Genomic DNA, 12,619 nt, shown 5'->3' with positions numbered 1-12,619 from the left:
TTCGAGCTACCTTATTGCCCAGTACCACGAACCTGTTACGTGGGGAGAACTTTATGCTAAACAACAATATGCAACACCGACCGCTTGACCTGATTTGCTTGGGGCGTGTAGCGGTTGACCTTTACGCTGAGCAAATCGGTAGCCGCCTGGAAGATGTTGCCAGCTTCGCCAAATACCTGGGCGGTAGCTCCGGCAATATGGCCTACGGTACCGCGCGACTAGGGTTGAAGTCAGCCATGCTCTCGCGAGTCGGCGATGAGCAGATGGGCAACTTTGTACGCGAGGAACTTGAGCGGGTAGGCGTGGATACCACGGCACTGCAAACCGATCCTGAACGCCACACCGGCTTGGTGCTGCTGGCACTGAAAGACCGCGAAAGCTTTCCGCTGCTGTTTTACCGTCGCGACTGCGCCGATATGGCCATCGACGCTGACACCATCGACCCTGAGTTTATTGCCCGCTCAAAGGCATTGGCGATTACCGGCACCCACCTTTCAACGGATACCACTCGGCGAGCATGTCGCAAAGCGCTGGACGCCGCTGCTCATTATGGCGTGAAGCGGGTGCTGGACATCGACTACCGTCCCGTACTGTGGGGGCTGACCAATCCGGGTGATGGCGAAACCCGCTTTATCGCCGACGAAACCGTCACCACCGATCTGCAGCGCTGGCTACCTGATTTCGACCTGATTGTGGGCACCGAAGAGGAGTTTCACATTGCCGGTGGCAGTACGGACACCTTAGCGGCCCTGCGTGCGGTGCGCGAAGTTAGCGAAGCCACCCTGGTATGCAAGCTGGGGCCCATGGGTTGCGTGGTGTTTGAAGGCGCTATTCCTGACCGCATCGAAGGCGGTATTTTGGTCAAGGGCGTACAGGTTGAGGTGCTCAACGTGCTGGGAGCCGGTGATGCCTTTATGAGTGGGCTACTGCGTGGCTGGTTACGCGGTGAACCCTGGCAGACCAGTGCCGGTTATGCCAACGCCTGTGGCGCGTTGGTGGTCTCCCGCCACGGCTGTGCCCCGGCCATGCCCACCGAGGATGAGTTATTCGATTACCTGCAACGCCGCGATGAGGTACCCCGTCCGGATATCGATCAGCGCCTAAACCATTTACACCGGGTCACCACCCGAGTGCCAGCCCAATGGCCCGAAGTGCTAGGTCTGGCTTTTGACCACCGTCGCCAGCTCACCGATATGGCCCGCGAAGCGCATGCCGACAGCGAGCGGCTGCCTAAGCTTAAGAAGCTGTTGGTGTCGGCTGCCGAGGAGGGCGCAAAGCTGGGTGGTATTACCACGCCCGCGATTCTGGTAGACGACGTGCTGGGTCAGGAAGCGCTCAACCAAGCCAGCGGCAAAGGCTGGTGGATTGGCCGCCCGGTGGAACTGCCGGGCTCACGTCCGCTGCGCTTCCAGCATGGCGATGATTTAGGTGCCTGCCTGCGCCAATGGCCGCGGGAGCAAATCATCAAATGCCTGGTGTTTTACCACCCCGACGACGAGATTGCGTTGCGCCTGGAGCAGGAAGAGCGGCTGCGCCAGCTCTATCAGGCGGCCTGTGCTTATGGGTTGGAGTTGTTGGTTGAAGTCATTCCCCCTGTGAACATGCTCAATGACGACACCACCTTGCCGCGCAGTCTTCAGCGCCTCTACAACCTGGGTATCCGCCCTGACTGGTGGAAACTACCTGCCATGTCAGATGCAGCCTGGAAGGCGGTGGGCGAGACGATCGAACGGGAGGATGCCTACTGTCGTGGGGTCGTACTGCTTGGGCTAGACGCCCCCATGGACGATATGAAGCGCGGCTTCGAAGCCGCAGCCAATCATGCCTGCTGTAAAGGTTTTACCGTCGGGCGCACGCTGTTTGCCAGTGCGAGCCGTGATTGGCTTGCCGGGCGTATCGACGACGCCAGCTTGGTAGAGCGGGTCGCCCAGAACTATGCCGAGCTTATAAAGGCGTGGCGGCAATTAAGGCAGTCGCTGCCGCAAACCCTGGCTCACACGGAGGAGGCGTAAGATGAGCACCATTCGACTCACCATGGCCCAAGCGCTGGTCAAGTACCTCGCTGCCCAGCGTATCGAAATAGATGGCCAAGAAGTGGCGTTGTTCGAAGGCGTGTTTGCGATTTTTGGTCATGGCAATGTGGCGGGGTTAGGTGAAGCGCTTTACCACGTGCAGGACACGCTGCCCACCTTTCGCGCTCATAATGAGCAAGCCATGGCACACGCGGCGATTGCCTTTGCTAAAGCCAATGGCCGTAAGCGGTTAATGGCCGCCACCAGCTCGATTGGTCCAGGGGCGACCAATATGGTCACTGCGGCGGCGCTGGCCCATGCCAACCGACTGCCCATTTTGTTGTTGCCGGGAGACACTTTTGCCACCCGCGAGCCTGACCCGGTTCTCCAGCAGGTGGAGCATTTCGGTGATCCTACCATTAGCGTCAACGACTGTTTTCGTCCCGTGTCGCGCTACTTTGACCGTATCAGCCGCCCGGAACAGCTACTCACCAGCTTGCCCCAGGCGATTGCCACCCTGCTTGACCCGGAACACTGCGGCCCCGCGACCCTGGCGATGCCTCAGGATGTACAAACCTTTGCTTACGACTACCCACAAGCCTTTTTTGCCCCCAGGGTGCATCGCATTCGGCGCTCGCCACCAGAGGCTTATGAGCTACGCCAAGCAATCGGCGCGCTACAACGGGCCAAGCGCCCGCTGATCATTGCTGGCGGCGGCGTGCATTACGCCACTGCTTGCGACGCCTTGGCCGATTTTGCCAAGGCAAGAGGCATTCCGGTAGCCGAAACCCAGGCGGGTAAAGGCGCGCTGGCGGATAGCCACCCCTGTGCGGTGGGGGCTATTGGCGTCACCGGCAGCGCAGCCGCCAATCAGTTGGCGGAGCAGGCGGATGTCATCCTCGCCGTAGGCACTCGGCTCCAGGACTTTACCACGGGCTCCCGAGCGCTATTTGAAAACAATCATAAAACGCTCATCGCCCTTAATGTTGGGCGTTTCGATAGCGTTAAGCATCTGGCACTGCCGTTGACCTGTGATGCGTTGGCAGGACTTGAGCAACTTGATGACGCATTTGGCGATGGGTGCGGCAGCAATGAATGGCGCGAGCAGACCGATACGCTCAAGCGTGAATGGGCGAAGACAGTACACCAAGTGACGGCTGACCAAGGGGCCGCGTTGCCCACCGATGCCCAGGTGATCGGCGCAGTCAACCGCCAGGCCGGGAGCGATACCACTGTGGTATGCGCGGCGGGTGGTTTGCCCGGCGAGCTGCATAAGCTCTGGCAGTGCTCAGGCCCTGGCAGCTACCACGTAGAGTACGGTTTCTCCTGCATGGGCTATGAAATTGCCGGTGGTATGGGCGTCAAGATGGCCAAGCCCGAGCGAGAAGTGGTGGTGATGGTGGGCGATGGTAGCTACCTGATGCACAACTCGGAGCTGGCGACCTCGGTGATGCTGGGCCACAAGCTGATCGTCGTGGTGTTGGATAACCGCGGCTATGGCTGTATCAACCGCTTGCAACATGCCACCGGCGGCGCCGGATTCAACAACCTGCTGCAAGATTGCCGCACTGTGGAGGCGGGCGCTCCGAAAACCGATTTTGCCGCCCATGCCAAAGCCCTGGGCTGTGAGTCCGAATCGGTGAGTGGCATTGCCGAACTGGAACAAGCGCTGGTGCGAGCTCGTAGCGCCACCTCGACTTATGTGATTGCCCTGGATACCGACCCGTTACCCAGCACCGAGGAAGGCGGCGCCTGGTGGGACGTGGCCGTGCCCGAGGTCTCCGAGCGTGAGCAGGTTAATACTGCCTATCAAAGCTATCGCGAGGCCAAACAGCGCCAACACCATTAGGACTAATAAACAAAATATTGAGGAGCCACGCTATGCCATCGGTCACATTAGGTATTAATCCGCTCACCTGGACGAACGACGACTTGCCCAGCCTGGGTGGCGATACGCCACTGGAAACCTGCCTGCAAGAAGGGCGCGAAGCGGGGTTTAGCGGCTTTGAGCTGGGCAACAAATTCCCCCGCACGCCTGCCGCCTTGAGCCAGGCGCTGGGCGCTCATGATCTGGCGCTGATTTCAGGCTGGTACTCCGCACGCCTGCTTGAGCGTAGCCCAGAAGAAGAGATTGAGGCTGTGCAGGATCACATGAACCTGCTCAAGCAGTGTGGCGCCAAGGTCATGGTGTTGTGCGAAGTTACCCACTGTGTACACGGCGATCAGCAACGCCCACTCTCCCAGCGTCCGCATCTTTCTGATGAAGAGTGGCAGCGCCTGCAGCATGGCCTGGATGTGGTCGGCGACTATCTGAAATCACAGGGCATTCAACTGGTGTACCACCACCACTTGGGCACGGTGATCGAGAGCCAAGCCGACGTTGAGCGCTTAATGGACAACACCGGTGAAGGCGTTGGTCTGCTGCTTGATTTTGGTCATCTGCGCGGCGCTGGCGGTGACCCGCTCGCCATCGCCAAACGCTACAGCCAGCGTATCCACCATGTGCACTGCAAAGACTTGCGCTTCCCGGTGCTGGACGACGTGCGCAACCGCGACAAAAGCTTTTTAAACGGCGTGCTGGACGGCCTGTTTACTGTGCCCGGGGATGGCGATGTGGAGTTTCTTCCCGCCTTAACTCACCTGTGTGAGCAGGGTTATCAAGGCTGGTTAGTGGTTGAAGCCGAACAAGACCCCGAAGTCGCCCACCCGCTGACTTATGCCCGTCTGGGCTACCGTAACCTTTGCCAACTTGCCGAGCAGGCGGGTTTTAACATTGCCAGCTAAACAGCGCCAGAGATGCCTTTAAATCAGGAGCTTGTATGAAGACGCTATCCCACTATCTCAATGGTCAGTTCTCTGCTGGTCAGAGCCAGCGCACTTCGCCTGTTTACAACCCGGCCACCGGTGAACAGAGCGCCCAGGTGGCGCTTGCCAGTGCCGACGACGCCCGTGACGCAGTACGCATCGCCGATGAGGCCTTTGTCAGCTGGTCAAAAACCTCGCCGCTGAAACGCGCGCGTATTCTGTTCAAGTTCAAAGCACTGGTCGAGGAGCACACCGATGAGCTGGCGCGGCTGATATCCAGCGAACACGGCAAGGTGTTTTCTGACGCTAAAGGCGAAGTCACCCGCGGCCTGGAAGTGGTCGAATTTGCCTGCGGCATTCCCCACCTGCAGAAGGGCGAGCACTCCATGAACGTGGGTAGCGGGGTGGATAGCTACTCGATGATGCAACCGCTGGGCGTCTGTGCGGGTATCTCGCCGTTCAACTTCCCTGCCATGGTGCCCATGTGGATGTTTCCCATCGCCCTGGCCTGTGGCAACACCTTTGTAATGAAGCCTTCGGAAAAAGATCCCTCCACGCCGTTGCGCCTGGCTGAACTGCTTAAAGAGGCGGGTCTGCCAGATGGCGTCTTCAACGTCGTCAACGGCGATAAAGAAGCCGTGGATGTACTGCTCACCGATGAGCGAGTCCAGGCGGTAAGCTTTGTCGGCTCCACGCCGATCGCCGAGTACATCTACGCCACTGCCTCCGCCCATGGTAAGCGCGTCCAGGCTCTCGGCGGGGCCAAAAACCATATGGTGATCATGCCCGATGCGGATATTGACCAAGCCGTGGGGGCGCTGATGGGCGCCGCCTATGGCTCGGCGGGCGAGCGCTGCATGGCAATTTCCGTCGCGGTGCCCGTGGGTGAAGAAACCGCCAAACGCCTGCGCGAAAAGCTGGTAGCTGAACTGGAGAAATTGACGGTTGGGCCTGGTCTGGTCGATGGCCCGGATAACGATATGGGCCCGCTCATCACCCGCGAACATCGCGACAAAGTGGCGGGCTACATTCAAACCGGCGTGGATGAAGGCGCCGAGCTAGTGGTGGATGGTCGCCAGACAACGATAGAGGGGGCGGGCGATGGCTATTTTATGGGTGGAACACTATTTGATCATGTGACGCCAGACATGCGCATTCACTCTGAAGAAATCTTCGGCCCAGTGCTGGCGATTGCTCGAGTGGAAAGCTTCGACGAAGCCGTCAGCATGGTCAATGCTCACGAGTACGGCAACGGTACGGCGATCTTTACCCGGGATGGCGATGCGGCGCGTCAGTACTGCGAGCAGATCCAGGTCGGCATGGTGGGCGTTAATGTGCCGATCCCGGTGCCCATGGCGTTCCACAGCTTCGGCGGGTGGAAGCGTTCGCTGTTTGGCCCGCTGCATATGCATGGCCCAGACGGTGTGCGTTTCTACACACGCATGAAAACTATCACCCAACGCTGGCCCAGCGGCATTCGTGAAGAGACCAACCACTTCACCATGCCGACCATGTAAACAGTCTACTGGGCACGACACTATTCAACGCCGGGCCCAGCCCGGCGTTATTGTTTTAAAACAGGGATAATCACAATGAAAACCCTCAAGATTGGCCTGATCGGCACCGGTTTTATGGGTAAAGCCCACGCCGTCGCCTTTAATTCAGCGTCCAGCGTTTTTGATCTGCCCGCCAAGCCCGTTTGCGAACTGCTGGCGGACGTTAACCTTGCCACCGCGGAGAGCCGGGCGCGTGCCTGGGGCTTTACCCGCGCCACCGATGATTGGTGTGCCCTGGTGGCAGACAGTGACGTGGACGTGGTGGATATCTGCGCACCCAACTTTCTGCATAAAGAGATGGCCCTGGCCGCCATTGCCGCGGGCAAGCATGTTTACGCCGAAAAACCGCTGGCGCTGAGCACGGCAGACGCCGACGAGATGGTCGTTGCGGCTGAAAAGGCGGGTGTTAAAACCCTGGTAGGCTTTAACTATATTCGCAATTCAGCCACCCAGTTGGCCCGACAAATTGTCGCTAGCGGTGAGATTGGTGAGTTGATTCACTTTCGTGGACGGCACAACGAGGATTACCTGCTCGACCCGCAAAAGCCCCACGATTGGCATACACAGCGGGCAACAGCGGGTGCCGGTGCGTTAGGCGATGTAGGGTCGCATATTCTCAATATGGCCGAGTTCTTGACCGGGCAGCGTATTACAGAGGTATGCGGTCAGCTACAGATTGTTATCGCATCGCGGCCCAAGGTCGACGGCAGCGGCATGGCGGCAGTGGAAAACGACGACCAGGCTCAGGCCATGCTGAGCTTTGACCAGGGGTTAATGGGTAATATTGAAACTTCTCGGGTAGCCGCTGGGCGCAAAATGGGGCTGGCCTACACCCTTACTGGCACAAAAGGCGCTATCGTGTTTGACCAGGAACGCATGAGCGAACTGCAGCTTTACCGCCACGGCGATGCCCCAGGGAGACGTGGCTTTACCACCTTGTTCGCTGGCCCTGAGCACCCTGATTATGCTTCATTTAGCCCTGCCCCAGGCCATGGCTTGGGCTATAACGATCAGAAAATTATCGAGGTTAGGGATCTTGTCGAAGGCATCATCAACCACCGCCCTCTCTATCCTGATTTTCGCGAAGCGGCCCGGGTCAATCGACTGATCGATGCCATCGAAAGGTCAGATCAGATAGGGCGGTGGGTGAGGTTATAGCCGTTCTAAGACACCAAGTAAACCAAGCGCTGGGGATGCTTTTAGAAGGCCCCGGCGCCTGCCTTGAAGAAGGGCGTCACAGAATAATCAGCGTCGCCAGCCCCAGAAAGGATAGAAAGCCAACCACATCGGTGACGGTGGTTAAAATGACTGCGCCGGACAGCGCTGGATCAATCTGCAGCCTTTTCAACACTAGCGGAATCAGCACGCCTGACAAGTTGGCGAGGCTCATGTTGATAAAAATGGCCAGGGTGATGACCAGCGTGATCAGTAAGTCACTGAACCACAGATAGGAAATGAACCCGACGACGAGGGCCCACACCAGACCGTTGCTCATGCCTACCCAGAGTTCCTTGTTATACAGCCACTGTTTGTTGTTACCGGCAAGTTGGCCCAACGCGAGGCCGCGGATCACGACCGTCAGGGTTTGGCTACCGGCAATGCCGCCCATGCTGGCAACGACAGGCATCAGGATGGCTAATGCCACGATTTGATCGAGCACTGCTTCGAACTGACCGATCACAAAAGCGGCTAAAAAAGCGGTCAACAGGTTAATACCCAGCCAAATGCCGCGGCTTTTAGCACTGCGCATGATGGGGGTGAATACTTCTTCTTCGTCACTGACGCCTGACATGTGCTTCAGGGTCATATCAGCGTCATCTTGGGTGATTTCTAATACATCGGCGGAGTTCAACTGCCCAACCAGCAATCCATCGCTATCGCACACGGGCACAAAGGGCAGCTCTTTGGAGCGCAATAACGCCGCTGCATCACTGACTTTCATTTGATCATTCAGGGTAAAAAAATCATCCATATAATCATCAACCACGGCACTTTGTGGTTGTTTGATCAAATCAATCAGCGTCAGTGTGCCGAGCAATCGCTTATCTTTATCCGTGATCATGATCTGCTGGGATTCATCGTCGAGCAGCTGGTGGATGCGTATATAGCGTTGCACGGCTTCTAACGAGACACCCTGCTTTACATTGACCGTCTCGGGGTCCATGTATCGCCCCACCACATCATCTTCATAGGCATGCAGGTTTTCGACCTGGGCGCGAATTTCCTGGTCCAGGCTGGCATAAACGCTGGTCTTGATGGCTTCGTCAGCAACGTCCAGTACTTCAGCCACTTCCTGGGCATCCAGGCCCTTGACGATCTGCTCAACATCGCTTGCCGATAAATCTTCGATATAGTCAGCACGGATGTCTTCATCGACTTCTGCCAATACCTCGCCGATGAGTTCGCCAGGGATGTACTCCCAAAGCCGATCGCGGGTTTTAGCGGGAAAAGATTCAAGGGTGCGCGCAATGGCCAGGATGTCCAGCTCGGCAAATAGCGCTTCCAGAGCGGTGCTATCTTCTTCATCCAGGCTTTTTTGAAGATAAAGCAACTGCTCTTCGGTATTGGTATATTTTTCATCATCGCGCATAGCGTCCATCCTTAGGCAAATTGATCGTCAACACAGCTACTTGAAAGCTCTTGATGGCGCTCTATCAATTTTATAGACAGGTCTGGTTAAAAGCTACGCGAACACCATGGGCCATGCGCTGCTGAGCAGACACAGGGGGTACATCGGTGCCGATCATTTCATCGGCGGCGTCGGCCCAGGTCAGCGTGCCGTGGGTGAAACCCAGCGGCGCCAAGGCACGGCCAATCCATTGCGTGCCGGTAAAACGTTGCGTTTCGCCATTCTCATCGGTGAGCAAACTGACAGTGTTGTCCCGATGCAAGCGAACGATATACCAGCCCATATCAAGTCCGTGAACTTCTACATCGGGCAGCGGTGTAGGCCATTGCGCAAGGTCTTCAAGGGTGACGTGAGCGGGAAGGGTAGAAGGCATGGCGTATCCTCATGTGTGAATATCCGATATGCCAAGACTAAAGACTGTACTTTATTTGTACAGCAGTAACCGCCAGATCCGCTCGTTCATGGGGCTGCGCCAGGTGGTGTCGACCCATAAGGTGGTAATTTAGGCGGTTTTAAGGTGAGGAAGAAGGCTCTGGTCGGGTAGCCAGCCAAAGGGCAATCAGCGCCAGTAGCGCTATTACCCCCCAGCGACTCCAACCGGGGCCGAGTGACCAGCCGGTAATCAGCGCGCTCAACGCGATCGTGCTAACGGCCGCCAATTTACCCCGCCTTGAGATGGCCCGCTCCTGCTCCCAGGTTACCAGCAGCGGTCCGACATAGTGGCGAGAGCGGATCCAGGCCTCAAAGCGCGGTGAGCCTTTGGAGGCGCAGTAAACCGCCATTAGCATAAAGACGGTGGTAGGCAGCAGGGGCAGAAAAATGCCGAGGACACCGATACTAAAACTCAACCCTGCCAGCACGATCCACATGAGGCGGATCAATCTCATTCTTGCTCCCGGTAGGCACGCTTCAATAAAGTCATCGTGCTGATTGTTAAATAAGTATGGACTTATGTCACTGCTTTGCCACTCCAGCAACTTTCATATAAATGCAGCCACGCCGTCATCGTCTTGTCATTCAGCTTCTCTAGTGTCTCCTAACGTTCAATCGTTGGTTTAAAAACGATCAGGGGGGGAGACCAGAATGAGTAAAGAGATCGAAGATCATCGTCTGTTTAACCACAGTGGCAACCAACCTTTTGCCGAAGTATTGGCACGCCACGTATCCCGTCGCGATGTAATGCGCGGTGGTTTGAGCATGGCGGCTGCCTCGATGCTTAGCTTTGGCGGTACTGCTCAAGCGCTTGCCTCAAACGGCGCGCAAAAAAAGCCCCTGACGCTGGCATTTGAGGCGGTTCATGGGTCGCTGACCGATGCCGTGGTGGTGCCGGAAGGTTACGTGGCCCAAGTCTTAGTGCCCTGGGGGACGCCGTTAAGTGCTGGCGACAGCTGGCAGCCCGACCAGCCGATGACTGCCGAGCGCCAAGCCTCTAGTGTGGGAATGCATCACGATGGTATGGCCGGTTTTGCCCTGGATGCCAACAATGCTTCGCGTCGTTTTGTGCTGGCACTCAACAACGAATATATCGACCAGGCAGCGCTATGGGCGCCTCAAGGCGGACCCACCAATGCGGATGAGGGGCAGCGGCCTGCGGATGAGTCGCGCACTGAAATCAATGCTCATGGCGTCACCATGGTTGAGATTGAAAAAGACGCCAACGGCCACTGGGCGCATGTGCCGGGGTCGCGCTATAACCGCCGTTTGACGAGCGCAACGGTGATGGACCTGGCTGGGCCAGTGGCGGGCAGTGACTATGTCAAGACGCAGTTCTCACCGACAGGCATGCAAACACGCGGCACGAACAATAACTGCGGTAACGGGGTAACGCCCTGGGGCACCTATATTGCCTGCGAAGAGAACTGGCCCGATATCTTTGTGAACCGCGGCGAGCGCTTCCAGGACGATGCGCGGATTGGTATTCCCACCGATAAAAGCCGCTATGGCTGGGATACCTCAGCAGGTGATGTCTCTGAGCAGGACGACGAGTTCGCTCGATTCGATATTACGCCGCGCGGCGAAAATGCTGAAGATGATTACCGCAATGAAGCACGCACGTTCGGTTATCAGGTGGAAGTCGACCCCTACAGCGATGCCCTCGCGATCAAGCGCACGGCACTTGGGCGTTTCCGCCATGAAGGGTGCTGGTTGGGCAAGCTGGAAGCCGGTCAGCCAGTGGTCTATTACTCCGGCCATGATGCCCGTAACGAGTACGTATACAAGTACGTCTCCGATGCCGCCTGGGATCCCGCCGATGCCAATCGCCCCGGCGAAGCGTATGACCGCCTCGCCATCGGTCATAAATATTTGGATAACGGCACTCTCTACGTGGCCCGCTTTCACGCCGACGGCAGTGGTGAGTGGCTGCCGCTGACACCTGATGCGCAAACACAGGACGGCCGAACGCTGGCAGCGGCGCTTGGTCTAGCCGGCGACGATGCGGCAGGTATCATCATCAATACCTGCGATGCAGCGGATTTATTGGGCGCCACGCCAATGGATCGCCCTGAGTGGGCGTCTGTTGATCCCGCCTCGGGCGAGGTGTATCTCACCCTGACCAATAACTCACAGCGCATCGCTGAAGATACACAGCCAACCTATACCAACAGCGGTGAGCGCTTGGAACAGGTAGGCGTTGGTTATGACCTGGCACCCACTAACGCGGCCAATCCACGTGCCAATAACGAAGCGGGGCATATTATTCGCTGGCGCGAAAGCCGCTTGCCCAACGCTTTTACCTGGGAAGTGTTTGTATTTGGCGCCGCCGCTGACGATACAGATAACCATTCGGGCTTGACCGAAATGAACCAGTTCGCCAGTCCCGATGGGCTCTGGTTCGACGAGCGCGACGACGGGCAGGGCATTCTTTGGATTCAGACTGATAACGGTTATGAGGGGGTAACCGAGTACACCAACGATCAGTTGCTTGCCGTGGTTCCCAATGGGCTGGATGATATTCAGGGTACCGGACCGGTGATCAACAACAGCAACCAGCAACAGCTCAAGCGCTTTGCGGTGGGGCCGAATGGCTGCGAAGTCACTGGTATTTTTGCGACGCCGGATAAAACCGCGCTGTTCATCAATATTCAGCATCCCGGTAACTGGCCTGCCGATGGTGGCGCGTTGGCCCAAGATGCCACCGTTGCCGCCAGCGGCCAGGTACGCCCTAGGGCATCAACCGTGGTGATTCAAAAGCGCGATGGTGGGCCGGTAGGCGTTTAAAAGCAAAATTTCAAAAGTTGCTAGCGGGTCTTACCAAGAGCGTCGAACCTATCAAGGTTCGACGCTCTTTTTGATGCTGGGTTTACTGTACACGATATTTCTCTTGTCGAGCTTATAACGCCTGAAGACCTATGTGCTGGTCAGAAAGCCGCCATGCTGGCCGATTTAGCCGTGACGGCTTTCCCTAAAAGCTTGATCCGCCCGCCGCTCAAGCGCCTCCACAACGAATCGTTGCCCCCACTTGGTGATTACCAAGTGTCACTGGTGAAGCGCCCAGGCAGTGGCGACGCCAGCGAGGTGTTGGCCGAACGGGTGATCGAGGCGTTTCGGGAGGGGTGAGCCCGAATGGTTAATAAACGGTCATTATTTTAATGGGCACGTTGAGAAATGCGCTGGCG

Annotated in this window: 10 protein-coding genes; 7 read left to right on the top strand and 3 right to left on the bottom strand. The window is 57.3% G+C overall.

What is annotated here, in order from left to right; genetic code table 11:
* Positions 1 to 53: 53 nt before the first annotated feature.
* From IT895_RS16930 to IT895_RS16910, 5 genes are all read left to right on the top strand, one after another.
* Positions 54 to 2,012, top strand: coding sequence for a bifunctional 5-dehydro-2-deoxygluconokinase/5-dehydro-2-deoxyphosphogluconate aldolase (locus IT895_RS16930; RefSeq protein WP_199284138.1), 1,959 nt, complete (start codon positions 54 to 56; stop codon positions 2,010 to 2,012).
* Between the two features lies 1 nt (position 2,013).
* The gene (iolD, locus tag IT895_RS16925) at positions 2,014 to 3,861 is read left to right on the top strand and encodes a 3D-(3,5/4)-trihydroxycyclohexane-1,2-dione acylhydrolase (decyclizing) (protein WP_199284137.1); all 1,848 of its coding nucleotides are present in this window, start codon (positions 2,014 to 2,016) and stop codon (positions 3,859 to 3,861) included.
* 32 nt (positions 3,862 to 3,893) lie between these two features.
* Positions 3,894 to 4,796, top strand: a complete 903-nt coding sequence (iolE, locus tag IT895_RS16920) for a myo-inosose-2 dehydratase (protein WP_199284136.1) — start codon at positions 3,894 to 3,896, stop codon at positions 4,794 to 4,796.
* A 35-nt stretch (positions 4,797 to 4,831) separates the two neighbouring features.
* The gene (locus tag IT895_RS16915) at positions 4,832 to 6,334 is read left to right on the top strand and encodes a CoA-acylating methylmalonate-semialdehyde dehydrogenase (protein ID WP_199284135.1); all 1,503 of its coding nucleotides are present in this window, start codon (positions 4,832 to 4,834) and stop codon (positions 6,332 to 6,334) included.
* A 75-nt stretch (positions 6,335 to 6,409) separates the two neighbouring features.
* Entirely contained in the window at positions 6,410 to 7,531 is a 1,122-nt protein-coding gene (locus tag IT895_RS16910; protein WP_199284134.1) for a Gfo/Idh/MocA family protein, read from the top strand.
* A gap of 76 nt (positions 7,532 to 7,607) precedes the next feature.
* Here IT895_RS16910 and mgtE read toward each other — a convergent pair whose 3' ends face one another.
* The 3 genes from mgtE to IT895_RS16895 all read right to left on the bottom strand — a co-directional run bounded on the left by mgtE (position 7,608) and on the right by IT895_RS16895 (position 9,889).
* The gene (gene mgtE / locus IT895_RS16905) at positions 7,608 to 8,963 is read right to left on the bottom strand and encodes a magnesium transporter (RefSeq protein ID WP_085919694.1); all 1,356 of its coding nucleotides are present in this window, start codon (positions 8,961 to 8,963) and stop codon (positions 7,608 to 7,610) included.
* A gap of 70 nt (positions 8,964 to 9,033) precedes the next feature.
* Positions 9,034 to 9,375 (bottom strand): DUF6482 family protein, encoded by a 342-nt coding sequence (locus IT895_RS16900; RefSeq protein WP_085919695.1) that lies wholly within the window; start codon positions 9,373 to 9,375, stop codon positions 9,034 to 9,036.
* Between the two features lie 139 nt (positions 9,376 to 9,514).
* Positions 9,515 to 9,889, bottom strand: a complete 375-nt coding sequence (locus tag IT895_RS16895) for a YbaN family protein (protein WP_233337289.1) — start codon at positions 9,887 to 9,889, stop codon at positions 9,515 to 9,517.
* Positions 9,890 to 10,085: 196 nt separating this feature from the next.
* Here IT895_RS16895 and IT895_RS16890 point away from each other — a divergent pair, with 196 nt between their 5' ends.
* Positions 10,086 to 12,221 carry a PhoX family protein gene (locus IT895_RS16890; RefSeq protein ID WP_199284133.1) on the top strand — a complete coding sequence of 712 codons (2,136 nt, stop codon included), beginning with the start codon at positions 10,086 to 10,088 and terminating at the stop codon, positions 12,219 to 12,221.
* Between the two features lie 153 nt (positions 12,222 to 12,374).
* Positions 12,375 to 12,560, top strand: coding sequence for a hypothetical protein (locus IT895_RS16885; protein ID WP_233337288.1), 186 nt, complete (start codon positions 12,375 to 12,377; stop codon positions 12,558 to 12,560).
* Positions 12,561 to 12,619: the final 59 nt, after the last annotated feature.

The organism is Halomonas sp. A40-4 (genome assembly GCF_015767635.1).
GTDB lineage: Bacteria > Pseudomonadota > Gammaproteobacteria > Pseudomonadales > Halomonadaceae > Vreelandella > Vreelandella janggokensis.
This window is presented reverse-complemented; position numbering and strand designations above follow the sequence as displayed.